This is a genomic window from Paenibacillus sp. FSL R5-0928, from assembly GCF_037970385.1.
Classification (GTDB): domain Bacteria; phylum Bacillota; class Bacilli; order Paenibacillales; family Paenibacillaceae; genus Paenibacillus_AQ; species Paenibacillus_AQ odorifer.
The window spans coordinates 2,864,463-2,880,685 of the sequence record NZ_CP150225.1 but is presented as its reverse complement, the minus strand read 5'-3'; the positions used below and the strand labels follow the sequence as shown (position 1 = coordinate 2,880,685).

Here is a 16,223-nt window from a genome sequence, read left to right as displayed (position 1 = left end):
AGTAAAAACAAAAAAAATGATTAAATACAACTGCCAAATGGCACTCGTATCCTAAGTATCTTTTCCTATGTTATCGAATTCCTTTAGAATCTCAGCCACCTGGGCAGCATATTTTTTACTCAGACGCGATTTGCCAAGATTACTCTTCACAATCTTAATGATTCGGGCATCTCGGCTCTTTGCAAATCTCTCCAGCATAACAAAGCCTTCTTCAGGCTCATTCGCCACAAATACACTCAAGCTGTATTCAAGTCCCTTAGATAATACACGAAAATGCTCAGCGTCCTCATGTTGCGCTCCCCCACCATCTATACTCTCCATGATTCGGGCAGCCAACTGAAGACAATATAGCGTATTTTCTTTCTTTTTTAAAAGAGGAGGATGCGCTAATGCCGCTACAAAAGCCCGTTGTTCAAGCCTGTTCGCACCTTTCTCCCACATGTCAATCAGCTGCCTGAGCAGGGTGAAATCATCCTCCCCTATACTTTGCAGCGCCATAGCAGACGCTTCACGCACCCTCCATCTCGAATCATTCATAGCTGTCTTAATGCTGTTTTGAATCACTACTTGCTGTTCTTCTCCAGCGTAACTGTAATAAGCACCGAACGCCCTAACCGCACAAAACGGCAGAAACTCACGGGGATCATTCACCCCAGCTTCAGCTTCAGTAATATTAGTCCAAGAGACGAGCAGCTCCCAGCCTGTATCTGTTAGATTAGGATGCGCGAATTGTTTGGCGAAATGGTCTGAGAGCTCCAAATTCACTCGTGGTCCTGGGAGTTTACTCTCCTGCATCATCAAATCATTAAGCTGTACCCACAGCTCCTTATCGTTTACCCATTGCTGAAACGGCACTTCAATCATCTTTTGCTCAGCCATCTCTGGTCCCCTCCGATAGTTATCTTCAGATTCGAACGATTCCTTGCATCGCGTATGCGAGTTTCCTGTTCCATCAATATTTGATCAAATCTCCAGCATTAATCACTCATGGACATTTTACATCACATCAATGGCTTATGCATATAACCGATGAGGGAATATTAACACCTTGGCAGAAAACTTCAAATCTAGATAAAGCGAAAACGTGCAAGACAAAAAGCAACTTATCTGTAGATAAGCCGCTTCTCTGTAACAAGTTCAATATCACCTAGGCTTAGATCGTTAAAAAGCATCCAATAGTTGCATGCAATCCTGGTGAAATTGGCATTGGTTTACCACTGAAACCTCCCCGGGAAATAAGGGGTTTTGCGCACATACGGCTAATTTATATTTCTCATCAATATGATACTGCTTAAAGTGATACAATCCGATTGCGTCATGGTTCTCCAATTGAATTCCGTTGTTTAAACGAAACGAAAACGAGTTCAATGGAAGAGATAATCCCTTCCCTATCGCTTTGATATAGCTTTCTTTAAGTGTCCAAAGGTCAAAGAAAAGACTCATCCGACCCATCTCTTCACATTCCGTCAATTGGACATATTCATCTTGCGAAAAAAAACGCTTAGCAATATTAAGATCGGCTTGCTGAATCTGCTCAATGTCAATACCGATCGGCAATTCATCTAATGCGCAAACCACCCATTCTCCTGAATGCGAAATATTAAACTCTACAGTACCCCCCCTTTTTTTTAGGGAGGGTTTTCCGTAGACATTTGTAACAAACTCGATATCGCGGTTGTTCACTTTTAACCGTTTATTTAAGCTTACACGAACCAGCAATTCAGCAATAAGAGAATGCTGCAACGCTTCCACTCTTTTAAAGCGTTTAAGCCGCTCTCTCTTTTGTTGGGGGATGCGCCACATTAATGTTTCTAACGCAGGTTCAGATATTAGCTCAGCCACCTTCACCCCGAAAATCTCCATCGCTCATCGCTACTCCTTCAGCTCATAAGTACTTGCGAATCCTATTCATGAAAGGACAACACGTCATTCTCTATAAAAGCAGCTTTCTCTACAATTTTCCGCTTATAATTCCTTACTTTTGCATCATCTTTCTCTCCTTGAAGTGCAAAAAAACTATCCCGTGTTTCATCAGAAATTCCCCAGAATTTTTGCATCACCAAGGAAGTATGCATGTAGCTTTCTTCACCATCTTTATAAATTCCAAAATCAAAAAGCTGTTCCTTCACCTGTTCATATAGCTGTGTGCCAACATAAGGAACATTGATATTTATCACATAATTATCAGCCTTTAAGGCTTTAAAAAAAGGTAACATCTCTATATAATCTTGGTCATTGAATCCAGGGCATCCCAGCAAAATATAGGCTGTCCGTTTGATTCCCGCCTCCGCTGCCATGCGGAAAGCTTCCTCGACTTCCGTCAATCTAATTCCTTTATTCACCACTTGCAGCATCCTTTGGTTGGCCATTTCCACACCAAATTTCAAATGCACGCACCCCGACTGCTTCATCTTATCAAGGATATTCTGTCTCACACAAATGTCCACGCGCGCCTCTGCCCACCAGTGAAACTCAGGGTACTCCTCTTTTAGTTCAATCAGCAATCTAAGCATTTCTGAAGTGCGTTTGCCTAAGCCCGGCAGAAAGATCATATCTGAGAAATAAAATCCAAATACATGCATACGTTCAATGCGGTAGCGGATTTCGCTAACAAAACGTTCGGGAGACATAAAGGAGACATTGCAGCCGCGCAGCGAGGGCTGATAACAGAATGTACAGCGTTTGGGGCACCCGCGCATAGACATAATGTAGTCCCAGTCTTCCGGCTTATTTTTCTGCGCTAAATATGAATCTGTCAGTATCGGAAGATCGTTTAATTGCTGGGCCCATTTAACAGGCAGCATTCCCCTTGCATTCCCCTCTACTACAGAAACCGCAAGATCCTCGCCTTCTCCAACAATGATCGTATCCAAATCAGCCGTGTCCTTCAGCTTGGCATGTTTAAGCAAATGTCCATAACCAATACAGGTAACCTTATCTCCCCATCTCTTCTTTATCTCTTTTGCAAGGTATGCACAGGACTGAGTACTTCCAAGTTCGACAGTAGGCATCAGAACATCGCCAACACCAATAAACACATAATCAGGCTGAAAACGCTCTAGCTCATTTATGACCATATCAAAGCTTTCATGCCCCCGAGTACAACGTTCCTGCATAAGCCAGCTGTTCATAGTCATACTGTACCGCTCTGTATAATCATGATCATCTGGAGCATTATCGCCATTAATTAACGTGACTGCATGACCCCTACGATGCAATATCTCCGCTATGTAATGCATAGCAGGACTGATCCTATTGTTTTTCGACTCAATAAGCCGGTAAAACGGGGGAATAACACAGGCTACTCTTTTACTCTGACGATCTGCCATTGATTTCGGCCTCCATTGTTAAATTTTAGTGAAACTGAGGTCTGAATCTGAGACGATGGAAGAACCGACTTTGGCAGCGGAACCGGGAAGTGTTCCAAATCTGGCACCCAAAAAACTGGCAGAGAATTGGGGCATCCAGCCATGCACATTAAAGCAGCCATTTCGGTCAAAACCGGCAATTAACATTCCCGAACGGTCGTATCTCCCTCTTGGAAGCCAAATCCAGTATTCCGAATCCGGGGTATTACCTGTCAAGAATCTCACTCTAGCCACGAAAAGAAGATACCTTTCCAAACTAAAGTTAAGATCCCCGCTGTCTTCCACTAAGTGTGCAACCTCTAGCCCTGTGTGTTTCATTAATGAAGGCGACAGCGCAGCCGATGTTCGAATCCAGCAATCTTCCTGCTCCGTTGCGGCTGTCACAAGTGGATCTTTTAAGGCCCAGCTTGAAATTCTTGTAAGCTCACCAATCTGTTCCCGTGTAATTCCCTTGGGAAAGCACAAAATAATTTCTCCATTTTCTCTCGATGAACGAATCTCTTCGCTTGTAAAAGGACAAGGCGATAGTTCGAATTTTCTGCCAATGATCTGATCTACCCCCATCCCACGATACCAGGATTCAAGCTCCAGACGCAGCATTTCGGGATCATCCGGTGAATGCTCAAGGTTTGCGGTAAACCGTTTGAGATCCGTCCGCTGAAGCACATTTGCGTTTAGCATATTATCTATAAGCTTTAACATTTGGTTCTTAGAGTTCTCCATTTCAATAAACCTCCTATACTTCTAAATCTTGTAGTATTCATTAATTTTTCTGCCTGCTGCAGTTAGCCAGCGATTGGACCGCAATGATGATATGTCTAATGTTTGTGCCGAATTCCCGGCTATTTCTTCACTGATTAGGAGTCCGGCGGCCGGGCTGTGCATAAAACCATGTCCGCTGAATCCTGACGCATGGTAAAACCCTTGGATTTTGTTATCAGCGCCCAGCACCGGATGGGAGTCCGGCGTGTCATCATAATACCCTCCCCAGCAGGATTTGATGGTTGCTTCCTGGAGACGAGGCAGCCGACGAAGAGCAGCTTCCAGATGTTTATATTCCCATTCCGGGTCTGAGTAGCTATAATCCGGATCTTCGCATCCCCCTGCAACAAAGGGCTTATTTAAGCCCGTTAACAGACCGCCTGTCTCCTTATGTAAGCCCAGACCTTCCCCGGGGAACACAATAACGGGAAAATCGGCGGGCAGCCATGGGAGCACATCTGTAACCAACAACTGCTGATGGCAGGGGATTACCGGCAACTCAATTCCGGCTTTAGCAGCCACAAATTTGGACCAGGGGCCCGTAGCATTTACAACAACTCGCGAAGTTATCGCTCCTTCTGACGTTACCACTTGCTGTATCTCGGAACCGTCAGTAATAAAGTCCGTTACAGCGACTCCAGGATAATATTTGACACCCAGCTCTCTGGAGAGCCGAATATACGTGCTTGTAATCTTATTGGGATCGATCAATCCATCCTGCTTATTGTAAGTTGCACCGGTTACATCCTCTAGAACCAGCATCGGCAGCTTCTTTTGAATCTGCTTAGGCTCCATCCATTCCGTTTGCACACCCAACCTTTGCTGCAAAAGCATCGCATCATAAAACTCAGAAAGATTATCTTGTGCCGTGAAAATAAACATATATCCGCACTGGTCCATTTCATCCTGAACAAGGTTATACGAATCAAGCTGCTCCAGCAATCGAAAACTTAACTTGGACAATTCAATATTTATCTCCGTTGTAAACTGACTTCGCATCCCGCCTGCGCAGATAGATGTGGTTGCTCCGCCTAAACTTTCGCTTTTCTCAAGCACTACCACATCGGTTATTCCTTTTTTGGCTAAATAGTAGGCTGTACATGCCCCGACTGCCCCAGATCCAATAATAACAACTTCACATTTATCGGGTATCACCGAGAATTCTCCTTTTCTTCTATTTTGCTGATTACAGTACTAAACTCTTTCAAAAGCGCTGACAGAAGCGCGCGCTCTTGCACATCGATACTCTCCACTGTGCGTGCAGCGATCCGCAACAGGTTAAGGTCAGGCTCAAGATGATATTTCACCAAAATGTTTCTGAGAATAAGAGTGGTTTCGTATATATCCTCATAGCCTTTCATAATGAAATCAGAAAGGTTATATCCACATTGAGATAAATATCCAAGCCTGTTAACCATGCATTTTTTGTGCTCCCAGAGTAAATGAAACGGACGAACACAATAGAAAATTTCGTTACGCGCCAACCTATCTAAATAGTCTAGCAGCGCTCCATACACCTTCATTCCCCAACACGAACCTCCATCTGTTCCCGGGCAGGTTACCATGGTTTCTGGCTGGCGTGAATAGTAATAATCCGCTAGGCTTGCGATCAGTGTAGTTGGCTCAAAATGCATCTTATCAGCTTCATTTAGCCGGACAGAGCGAATCGAACGCCGTTCGAATGCATGAGCGCGCAGCGATGATATGATCTGATCGGCGGGAAGCTCATGAAACTCGAAGATTTTATCGTAATCCGAGCCAGCAATACTAAATGTATGACTAAGATCATCATAGCCGTAAATCATAAAATTCCTTTCGAAATGAACCTTATTAAAATAGTGCTTACCTTCTATATAAAATTCATCCAAGCTTACTTCGACATACTCCTTCTCGGCCAGACAATCCAAGATCTGTTTTACAGCAACACGTTCAGGACCAAGCCTGATCTCTTTCAAATTCAGATAGGGGAAATGCCCCAAAGATTGCTCGGGTGACAGAAATTCAAGATCCATCACATCCATATTCGCTCCAAGATACAAATGAATATAATGGTTATGCAGCCAATCCATCTTTCTAGAGCAGACTTCTACTACACTGAGCAGATGAGAGCTGTTCATGCTGCTGTTCACCATAGGGTACTTGATCGGCAGGTTAGGCATCTGTGGCACATCCTTCACCATTTTTACTCCAGAGATATGCCGTTAAATCTCCAACCGTAGGAAAATGTCCTGCTACCAAAAGGTAAGGATCAAAGTCCAATTGCAACGCCCGCTCAACTTCAACAATAAATTTGATGTAAGTAAGCGAATCCATTTCCAGATCTGTGAACACACTTTCGGGCTCCAAGGAAATATCACACTTTACAAATAGGCGCAGCAATACCTCCACCCGCTGTTGTATTTGGTCCATCATATCCTCCCCGTCCATCATTTATCTCTGGCCTAATGTTCCTTCGCCTACTTGCAAAATTTCTTCCAACGACATTCCTAATTGAGATAACACTGATTTCGTCAGCTGTCCCTGGGCTGCAGCAGAGGACGGTTCAGCAAGCATGTCCGCCATTCTTGCAATCGTAAATTCGCCTAGGTACAACTCCATAATGGTTATGTTTGTATTGAATCTTTTGTTGACAATACTAACTAGCTTTAGAGCTAATAACGAATGGCCGCCCAGATCAAAAAAATTCTCGGCAATGCCGATCGCACGGCCCTCCAAACTCAACAACTCTTGCCAGATAGATTCTATCTCTGCCTGAAACTCATTTTTAGGAAGTAGAGCGCTGCTCGCTTCTTTAAATCTCACATCAGGCAGCGGAAGCGCCTGGCGATCAACCTTACCATTTCGATTTAACGGAAATCTCTCAAGTCTCATAAAGATGCCAGGAATCATATAGGCCGGCAAATAAGCTCTCGCATAGTTTCGCAGCTCCGCAGCGGCAATCTCTTCATCGCTCACATAATAGGCAATCATAAGCTGCCCCCCGTTATTCTGCTTGAGCGGATGGACAAGAATCTCTTTGATCCGGTTGTAACGGCGAAATACGGCCTCGATTTCACCCAGCTCTATCCGCGCACCGTTGAGCTTGATTTGTTGATCTGTTCTTCCCCCATAAATAATCGTGCCGTCTTCGAGGAATTTGCCCATGTCTCCTGTGCGGTACAGACGTTCAGCAGCAGGATGTCTGGAGTAAGGATTGGGTACAAAACTGCGGTTGGTCAGCTCTTCATTTCCGATGTATCCTAGGCCCACTCCTATTCCACCAATGCATATTTCTCCGTAAACCCCAACGGGAACCGGCAGAAGATACTTATCCAGAATGTAAATTCGGAGATTGGAAATCGGTTTGCCGATCGGAACACTTGAATGGCCTCGGCTCTCCGCACAGTCCCAGCAGGTTACATCAATGGCCGCCTCAGCGGGCCCGTACAAGTTGAACAAATGCGCAGCGGATTTTGAGAAAAAAGAATCACGTAATGTGGTACTCAGCTCTTCTCCACTGCAAATGACATTTTTAAGTGAAATGCAGCTTTCTATTGGAAAGGAGTCCATAAACTGCTGCAGTAACGCCGGAACAAAATGAATCGTCGTAATATGCCTCTCGACAATCACATTCCCAATATATTCAGGATCATGCGGTTTATCCGGTCGGGCTAATACCAATTCCGCTCCATGCAGTAATGGCCACAGCAGCTCCCATACTGCCACATCAAAAGTGAGCGGTGTCTTCTGCAGCACTTTATCGGTCTCATCCAAACCAAACTGCTGCTGCATCCAAAGAAGCCGGTTGTATAATCCCTCATAGCTGTTCATCGCGCCCTTCGGGGTTCCGGTTGAACCGGAAGTATAGATAACATAGGCTAAATCGCTGGGTTCGACCGGCTCATTGTGCACAATTTCACACCTTAAGTCAGCTGAATAAGAGCTAATCCCGACGAGGACCACCTTATGCATCGGTTTAAACAGAGCCGCATATTGTTCCTGGGTGATGATCAGTGCACACGACGACTCACAAATCATATGGGCCAGACGTTTGGAGGGCAGCTGTGGATCAAGCGGCATAAATGCCCCGCCGCATTTAATTACCGCCAGAATTGAGGTGACTAGCTCAACAGATCTCTCCAAGCCCAACCCAACAAGGCTGCCACGCCCGATCCCCAATTGTATCAGCCTCGAAGCAAGCATATCTGAGGCCAGATCAAGCTCCTCATAACTCATGTTGTCTTCTTCGCTCAAAAATACAGCCCGCAGATGACTATGCTTCGCAGCTTGTTTTTTGATCTGGCTTATGAACCTTCGGCTGTCCAGACAGCCGAAATCCGTACAAGTATCATTCCATTCGTAGATCACTTTATTGATTTCTTCCGCGGTCAAAAACATGTGGCTGCTAACCGTAGCCTCCGGTCGCTGCAGCAGCTGCTGGAGAATGTTAATGTAGTGGTAATGGAATTGCCTCAATGAGGCCGCGTACCATTTATCATTGTTGTATTCGTAAAATAATTGCACTCCGCTTCCGGTATCATTAAGCCCAATCGTCAGGTCAAAGGCCGAAGAGCTTTTATCTGCCTTTAACGCTTCAACAGTTAGGTTGGATAACTCCAAATCCGTTTTGCCGCTCTGCACATAAGTAAACATCGTTTGAAACAGCGGATTTTCCCCTGGCCTGCGATCTGGATGCATAATACTGACCAGCTTGTCGAAAGAGACTTGTTGATAGGCAATGCCCTCATTAATTGTTTCTTTCTCTTTATTCAATACTTCAAAGAAGCTGTCTTCAGTCTGCACATTGGTGGTGAGTGGCAAAGTATTGGCAAAAAAACCGATAAGATTCCTTACTTCAATGCGGTTACGGTTAGCCATGGTTGAGCCGATAATCAGGTTAGACTGGCCGGTATATCTAAACATCAGGACCCGGTAGGCTGCGAGCATAACGTTATAGACCGTGAATTCGGGGTGACGTTTTATAAAATCCAGCATTTCATTATAGGCATCCTGCGGCAACTCTCCCCCATAATTGCACTCCGAATCGGTTGGCCCAGCAGCTTCAGGCATTGCCGCAAGGTTTAAATCAAGCCGTGTATCTGCCGAAGCTAACTTGTTGCTCCAATAATCCATTAGTGTTGGATTGCCGGCATTTGCAATATATTTTTGTTCCCAGACCGCATAAGCAGAATACTGTACCGGCAATTCAGGCAAGCGTGCCACCCTGCCTTCTTCCAAAGCGTTGTAGATCTCCCTGAATTCATTTGTAAAAATATCCAGAGACAACGCATCTGAAATGCTGTGATGGAAACGAAATATCAGTAAATGCTCGGTTGGGCTCATCTGCACCAGTACCGTCTCAAATAAAGAGCCTCCATTTAATTCGAACGGTTTATTAATCTCCATTGCCAACCAATCCAACGCCTGTTTCTCCATCTCTGACTCAAGACAATCCAACCGCTCAATCCTGACCGCTGCGGGCTGTGGAACCGTCTTTTGGTAAGGCTCCCCGTCTTTTTCGTAAAATACAGTGTCTAAAATTCGATGCCTTTCCTTCAATATACCCAGACATTCAGTCAAGTGTTTATAATTCAGACAACCCTTCAAGCGGTATTGTATCGTCATATTGTAAGCGGAGCTGGCAGGGTTCAATTGATGCAAAAACCATAATCTGCGCTGAGCGCCGCTCAGCGGAATATCGGTTAAATCGGAATCAGCACGGATAGGAGGGAGACTTCTATGCATTCGCTCGGCCTGCAGCAGCGCTTCCCAATTTGATAAACCTCGAGTCATACTTCATCCTCCCGATTCTTGGAATTAAAAATCATGCATCAGGAAATTGCCTTATCATTGAGCAACACTTTAAGACAGTTAATAATCGTCAAGGGAGACTCAAAGGTCTCTGGAGTGAGACAGTTGTCTGGAATCTGAACCCGGAAGACCTCCTCCAAATCGTACAGAAGATATAAAGCCCGGAACGAATTAACTCCCCATTCGGTTAAAGTTCTGTTCAAATCAGCAGCCTGCAGCGTCTCTTTCTGCTCTACTGAGGGTAAGGCTCCATTTTTGCGGATTAGTTCCATCACTGTCGCTTGGATATATTCCTCATCTCTGTTCATAACGGTCAAATCCCCTCGTTTCCCGTATTATTTTTCGATTAAGAAATTGCCGACCGCCAGCGCATCCATAGCGGAGGTATAGAAGGTTTTGATGGCGTCGTATGGAGTCTCACACACCGGTTCTCCTCGTGTGTTAAGCGATGTGTTCATTATCAGCGGAATTCCAGACAACTTATAATGCTCGGCAATAAGCTGATGCCAGACCGGATTCACCTCGCTTCGAACCGTTTGCGGTCTGGTAGATCCATCTACATGCACGATGGCAGGAACAGCCTGCCTTCTCTCTTCTTTGACTGTGTAGGCTTTCAGCATATACGGCGAATACTGCGCCTCCTCCACCAACCAATCCGCATGTTCATCCATAATACTTGGCGCCAGCGGTCTCCAGGATTCTCTGAATTTGATTTTTTGATTGACTTTTACATATGAATCATAACTTGCAGGACTGGCTGTTATGGAACGATTGCCCAATGCCCTTGGCCCCATCTCGGCTGCGCCTTGGAACCAGCCAATGACTTTACCTCTATCAATCAGTTCTGCCGTCTGCCGGCAAATATCGGATGAATAGTTATACTTCAAACCAAGCTTGTTTAATACCTCCGATATATGGTTGTCATCATAGGAAATTCCCCAGTAAGGAGTCTTCAGTCTGCCCTTTACAGGGAGAACGGAACGTTCTTTAGAGGCAATCATGGCAGCTCCGATACAGCCCCCAGCATCATTGGTTGCCGGTAATACGAAGATTTCATCGAAAATTCCGAGGCGTTCCAGCCTTCCATTCGTCGTACAATTGAGAGCAACACCTCCGCCTATCACCAAATTTTTACTGTTGCCTTGCCGGATGGTCTGCTGGCAAAGATGCACAATAGTGTCTTCCAGCGCCTGCTGCGCCGATGCGGCAATATCTTTGTGCTTCTTGCTGTATTCGACCGTATAATTGAGCCCGCCATACAGTGTATTATTGCTATAGATACGCTTTGGAGGATCACCGAATTTACGGTACATTTCCTTCATCCATATTCGGGTCAGCTTGTTATACTTATCCTCCAAACCAAGCGAACTATCAGGTTCTCCGATAGGAATCTCGTACCCGTCTTCCGTCAACCGTACAGAAAAGTCATAGACTGACTCTCCATAAGAGGCTAATCCCATCAGCTTTCCTTCTCCCGATGCTCCAAGCTGTAAATAATCACTGACGATGGAATAAAAAAATCCAAGCGATTGTGAAATCCCGTATTCTTGCTTAACCTCAATATGCTCATTCTTCCCATAGGCTACTGTGGTTGAAATATCGTCACCTTGTCCGTCCATAACCAAAATCACCGCATCATCGAACCCGGATAAATAGTAGGCACTTGCCGCATGACATAAATGGTGGCTGACCGAAATGATAGTGGGCATTTTTTTGCCTGATAATACCGGGTGCTTCTTGAATTTCTCCAATATCCCCAATTCTTCCGCTTTTTGCGGGTCCCATGATAAAGCAATCAGATCGATATCTTCAAAAGCAACGCCCGCTTGTGACAGACAATTGAGGAGCGACAAAACCGGGGGCTCTCCGTAAGCATGTTTTTTTCGGCAAAAACGCTCCTCCTCAGCATAGGCCACCAAAACGCCATCATGAACCAAACATGCCGCTGAATCATGTCCTAGCCCACCGCTTAAACCAAGAATTAACACGTATACTCCCCCTCTAAGTTTTGTTGATATTGATTGAGAAGCTGATTTACAATTCGACCTGTTTTGGAATTCTTGATTTCCGCGATGTTCTCTGGTGTGCTTTCACCCAAGACTTGTCCCCCCTCCAGGCCTCCCTCCGGCCCCATGTCAATAATCCAGTCCGCCATGACTAAGACATCGGTATTATGTTCTATCACAACGACAGAATTACCCGAGTCGACCAACTGCCCAAGCATATCAATCAGCTTAATCACATCATGCGGATGCAGGCCTGTTGTTGGTTCATCAAGCAAGTACAAGGTGTGGTGTCTACTGCTTTTGGAGAGCTCTCTGGCCAACTTTACCCGTTGTGCCTCCCCGCCGGACAAAGTGGTTGCCGGCTGGCCCAGAATTAAATAATCCAGTCCAATACGGCACATCACATCCAGCTTGTTATATACGGATGGTTCATCCGCGAACAGTTCCATCCCTTCTTTTACAGAGCAAGCCAATACATCTGAAATGCTATAGTTTTTATACTTTACATCCAGAATCTCCGGCTTAAATCGTTTGGTCCGGCATACAGGACATGGGGTCTCAACCGACGGTAGGAATTGCAAATTCACTTGCACAACCCCTGCTCCCTGACAGCGTTCGCATCGGCCGCCGGGGACGTTGCAAGAAAAGTGTTTGGCCTGGAGATTACGCATTTTCGCTTCAGGCAGCGCAGCAAAAATATTCCTTATCGCCGTGTACACATCTGTGTAAGTTGCCGCGTTTGATCTTGCAGTCTGACCGATAGGGGATTGATCGAAGCTAATGACCTTATGCACATTCTCCCAGCCCTTAACATCTGCATAGGCATCAGTCTCGGTGCTTTGGGTAAAATGAAGCTGTGCGGATCGAGCCAGGACGTCGAACATAAGAGTCGATTTCCCCGACCCTGATACCCCGGTCAGCACAACGAGCTTGCCCAACGGGATATTCACACTTACATCCTTAAGGTTATGGCGATTGGCATTTGTAATCTCAATGCATTTCCCGTTCCCTCTGCGGCGCTGTTCAGGAAGAACCACCGTATCTTTACCAGCGAAATACTGCCCGGTCCATGATCTGCTGCACTGAATCAGCTGCTGAACGGAGCCAGCCGCAACCACTTCTCCCCCTTGCTTGCCCGCACCCGGTCCGATATCAATAAGGTAATCGGCCGCCCGCATAACATCCGGGTCATGCTCGATAACTAGAACCGTATTTCCAAGATCACGCAACTGCCGGAGCACCCGGAGCAGACCTTCGGTATCTATCGGGTGAAGGCCAATTGTCGGTTCATCGAGAATATACAAAACTCCTGTTAAGCTAGCTCCGATTAATGAGACGAGCTTAAGCCTCTGCATTTCTCCCAGAGATAAAGAAACGGTGGAGCGGTCCAAGCTTAAGTAGCCGACACCCACTTCAATCAAGCGAGCCAGCTTTTTTTCCATTTCGGAAACGATGTTCATAAGCGGATCCTGACTTCCCCCTAGCTGTTGAGCGGACACTTTACGCAACCAGCCAAGCAAATGGAAGAGCGGCATTGCAGATGCTTCGGTGATACTTTTCCCGGCTAGCGTAACCGCTCGACTGTCTGCGTTCAGCTTCGTACCGTGACAATCCGAACACTCTTGCAGATGAAAGAATTTTTCAATCTTCTCTCGATAGTCCGATTCGTGTCCACGTTCCTTGTATCTGCGTTCCAGGTTGGTCAGAATCCCCTCGAATCTTCCCTCTGCAGCATAAGTTGGAGGGGTCTTCCCAGGAAAATGCCTGATAAATCGCTGGCTGTATACACCGAAATACAGCAGATCCCGTTCGACCGTGCCCAAATCTCTCAAGGGTTTATCAGGATCAAACACAAATCCGTAATAGTTACCGGCTGCAACCAAATTATCGGCCATTAACTGTGCTCCATGAGGATTGCTCCCCTTAAGTGCACACTGCTTCAAGCTGAGGCTGTCATCGAAAATTTCTTGTAAATTCGGTTTTCGTTCAACCCCCAAGCCCATACAAACCGGACATGCGCCTTCAGGTTTATTGAAAGAGAAATGGGACATGGTCAATGCTCTAAGCTCATGGCTGCACTCTGGGCACACGGCTTTGCCCTCATCGGAATAGGACATAGGAAGATCATGAATCTCTGTTTCGATCGACTCATAGTTTTCCTGCCAGATGTCAGCACTACTTGAACCCTTGACTTGGCTTCCGCAATTAGGACAAGCTCTTTCTCCGCTTTTGGTAAACAATATACGAAGCAAGGTGTACAAATCCGTTGTAGTTCCAACGGTTGACCGGGGATTTCGGTTAGTGTGGCGCTGGTCAATACAGATGGAAGGCGACAACCCTTCAATAGAATCAACCTTAGGTTTGTGGATAAAATCACTTATCATACCGAGCGAATCCATGTATTGCCTCTGACATTCCTGCTGCAAGGTATTCATGGCAAGCGTTGATTTGCCGGAACCAGACAATCCAGTTAACACCACTAGTTTGTTTCGGGGGATAGACAGAGATATATTTTTCAGATTGTTTTCTCTCGCACCTTGAATTTTAATCCAGTCATTCAATGTGATCGGCTCCTTCATGAGACATCGTCATATGCTGCCGTATGAATGTTATCCATTCGGTCTTCGCTTCAGAAATGTTCATCAGCTCACTGAAGCATGATTCATGGTTAAAAGCTACTAACAGATTTCCTTGCATCTTTGATGCTGGTTTTCGTTTTTTGCCGCTCCATATTTCTCCTTCAAAAAAACAATAGCTATCTTCATCAGTTATACAAACCCCGCCTTGAGACTGGTGGCTTTGATTTAACCAGACATACACCAACACTGTAAGGGAAGCCGGATCGGCGGTACCGTGACGTATTACTTGGTCTGCAGTCATCAGTCGGTCGTGTTCCCGAAATATGGATTTCTTCTTCAATAAATCCACATACTCAAAAAAATGCTGTTTCGTATTATAATCGCTCAGAAACTGACGAATAAGCGGACTATTCATAGATGCCAGAACATAAGCCTGCGGTTTTGTTACTAATAGTGTCTGATAAGCATATTTGGCGTACGTATATACAGAATCCGGCAGATTGCAGCTGTATCTCAGCATCGTTTGACGCAGCAACCGATGAAGTTGCAGCGGGTCAGCGCATTCTTTTAAACTGGGCATTGGGCATTCATCCATATAGCTACTTCCCGTTGTTAGCGGACGTGAGAATTTAAACACAATGCCATCCTTGAACCAGTTATTTAATCGCTCCACCGTCCGGCCTGATAAATTCGAACTTCCGGCAGCAGACCAATACTCCCTCTCATTGAACAGCTTGCTGATTTCGGTCTGATAATAGTAAGTACCTGCATTTAATTTAACAATCCGGTCTGTGAAAAACAGGTATGCCTCTCCAGTGATGGAGACGAGCAAACAATCGTAATTAACTAAACGGAGCTGGACGATATCCGAAGCCGCCAAGCCGCATAATCGGAGCACCGCAAAATAAAATGACATAAGCGGCGTACAATTAGCGGTTAATGGAAAGTGATCTTCAGCCAAGGTCAACAGTTCATCATAACTAAACGTTGGAGCAGTAAATTTGCTTGACCAGCTGCTGTTACGATCAGGCCGCTCAATCTGGAAATTGATATTTTCACTTGCAAAATGATATAAGGACTCCAGCGTCCCTAGAGCGGTTGGCTGAAACAGCAATGCTGCCAGATCAGCTACGCGCAAAGACAGCATATTGGATAGAATGGCCGCACATTCCAATTCAGAGTGCACTTCCCGGGAACGTATATTTCGTGGAATTGCCCGAGCGTATAAATTCGCCGGCAGAGGATCGTTGCTGTTTCTAACAATCTCCAATTCCGCTTCATTGGTCCACCAGAAGAGATCAGTCATGGAATAAGTATCGTAATGAATTAGATCGGCTTCGGCCGAACCAAACGGTAGCCAGCTTTTCTCGATCGTTACAACCTTCCATTCTTTTTTGTCTTCAACATAGCGCATAGTATAAATATGCTCATCCTTTAGCTGGTCAAACTGTTCATAAGTAAAGGTCAAAGTACAAGCAGCAACAATTTCAGCAAGACTTATTCTGACATTTCGTACGTTAAATTCTATGCAAGTCGGAACTGTTTTTTGTAAATACCCATGGAACCATGCCCGCTGTGATTCAGCTTCCATTTCATCTTCGAAATACTGGGTCTCCAGCCAAAGTTCAATATCTCCTGTTGTTAAAGCACGATGAAGACAGTCGAGCAATGTAACGGAAATGGCGGATGTATCCAATGTCTTATCCACACTTCTTCAC

Annotated in this window: 11 protein-coding genes and 1 pseudogene; all 12 read right to left on the bottom strand. The window is 45.4% G+C overall.

Translation table 11 applies throughout. The features are described from left to right. Positions 1 to 51: 51 nt before the first annotated feature. On the bottom strand, positions 52 to 879 hold the full coding sequence (locus MKZ16_RS12755; protein WP_081383957.1) for a hypothetical protein: 828 nt from the start codon (positions 877 to 879) through the stop codon (positions 52 to 54). 378 nt (positions 880 to 1,257) lie between these two features. After that, positions 1,258 to 1,863 (bottom strand): annotated as a pseudogene (locus tag MKZ16_RS12750) (4'-phosphopantetheinyl transferase superfamily protein); the annotation flags it as partial. A gap of 41 nt (positions 1,864 to 1,904) precedes the next feature. Then, on the bottom strand, positions 1,905 to 3,329 hold the full coding sequence (locus tag MKZ16_RS12745; protein ID WP_076105502.1) for a radical SAM protein: 1,425 nt from the start codon (positions 3,327 to 3,329) through the stop codon (positions 1,905 to 1,907). An 18-nt stretch (positions 3,330 to 3,347) separates the two neighbouring features. Continuing rightward, positions 3,348 to 4,091: a hypothetical protein gene (locus tag MKZ16_RS12740; RefSeq protein WP_036685943.1), complete on the bottom strand. Its 744-nt coding sequence runs from the start codon at positions 4,089 to 4,091 to the stop codon at positions 3,348 to 3,350. 21 nt (positions 4,092 to 4,112) lie between these two features. After that, positions 4,113 to 5,285 (bottom strand): FAD-binding oxidoreductase, encoded by a 1,173-nt coding sequence (locus tag MKZ16_RS12735; protein ID WP_076105501.1) that lies wholly within the window; start codon positions 5,283 to 5,285, stop codon positions 4,113 to 4,115. Then, complete coding sequence (locus MKZ16_RS12730) at positions 5,282 to 6,310, bottom strand: hypothetical protein (protein ID WP_147614428.1); 1,029 nt, start codon at positions 6,308 to 6,310, stop codon at positions 5,282 to 5,284. Before MKZ16_RS12730 ends, MKZ16_RS12735 begins: the two co-directional genes overlap by 4 nt. Continuing rightward, positions 6,282 to 6,542, bottom strand: coding sequence for an acyl carrier protein (locus MKZ16_RS12725; RefSeq protein WP_162164283.1), 261 nt, complete (start codon positions 6,540 to 6,542; stop codon positions 6,282 to 6,284). The genes MKZ16_RS12730 and MKZ16_RS12725 overlap by 29 nt, the downstream gene beginning before the upstream one ends. Before the next feature lie 18 nt (positions 6,543 to 6,560). Continuing rightward, positions 6,561 to 9,902 carry a non-ribosomal peptide synthetase gene (locus MKZ16_RS12720; RefSeq protein WP_076105499.1) on the bottom strand — a complete coding sequence of 1,114 codons (3,342 nt, stop codon included), beginning with the start codon at positions 9,900 to 9,902 and terminating at the stop codon, positions 6,561 to 6,563. A 38-nt stretch (positions 9,903 to 9,940) separates the two neighbouring features. Beyond that, complete coding sequence (locus tag MKZ16_RS12715; RefSeq protein WP_036685933.1) at positions 9,941 to 10,228, bottom strand: hypothetical protein; 288 nt, start codon at positions 10,226 to 10,228, stop codon at positions 9,941 to 9,943. Between the two features lie 27 nt (positions 10,229 to 10,255). Further along, on the bottom strand, positions 10,256 to 11,908 hold the full coding sequence (locus MKZ16_RS12710) for a carbamoyltransferase C-terminal domain-containing protein (protein WP_036685931.1): 1,653 nt from the start codon (positions 11,906 to 11,908) through the stop codon (positions 10,256 to 10,258). Next, positions 11,902 to 14,505, bottom strand: coding sequence for an excinuclease ABC subunit UvrA (gene uvrA / locus MKZ16_RS12705; protein ID WP_339815775.1), 2,604 nt, complete (start codon positions 14,503 to 14,505; stop codon positions 11,902 to 11,904). The genes MKZ16_RS12710 and uvrA overlap by 7 nt, the downstream gene beginning before the upstream one ends. Beyond that, positions 14,480 to 16,213: a hypothetical protein gene (locus MKZ16_RS12700; RefSeq protein ID WP_076105497.1), complete on the bottom strand. Its 1,734-nt coding sequence runs from the start codon at positions 16,211 to 16,213 to the stop codon at positions 14,480 to 14,482. Before MKZ16_RS12700 ends, uvrA begins: the two co-directional genes overlap by 26 nt. Positions 16,214 to 16,223 lie beyond the last annotated feature (10 nt).

Coding starts and splice junctions, on each gene's coding strand:
- MKZ16_RS12715 (WP_036685933.1), bottom strand. CDS start 10,228: ATGAACAGAGATGAGGAATATATCCAAGCGACAGTGATGGAACTAATC.
- MKZ16_RS12755 (WP_081383957.1), bottom strand. CDS start 879: ATGGCTGAGCAAAAGATGATTGAAGTGCCGTTTCAGCAATGGGTAAAC.
- uvrA (WP_339815775.1), bottom strand. CDS start 14,505: ATGAAGGAGCCGATCACATTGAATGACTGGATTAAAATTCAAGGTGCG.
- MKZ16_RS12740 (WP_036685943.1), bottom strand. CDS start 4,091: ATGGAGAACTCTAAGAACCAAATGTTAAAGCTTATAGATAATATGCTA.
- MKZ16_RS12720 (WP_076105499.1), bottom strand. CDS start 9,902: ATGACTCGAGGTTTATCAAATTGGGAAGCGCTGCTGCAGGCCGAGCGA.
- MKZ16_RS12730 (WP_147614428.1), bottom strand. CDS start 6,310: ATGGTGAAGGATGTGCCACAGATGCCTAACCTGCCGATCAAGTACCCT.
- MKZ16_RS12725 (WP_162164283.1), bottom strand. CDS start 6,542: ATGATGGACCAAATACAACAGCGGGTGGAGGTATTGCTGCGCCTATTT.
- MKZ16_RS12745 (WP_076105502.1), bottom strand. CDS start 3,329: ATGGCAGATCGTCAGAGTAAAAGAGTAGCCTGTGTTATTCCCCCGTTT.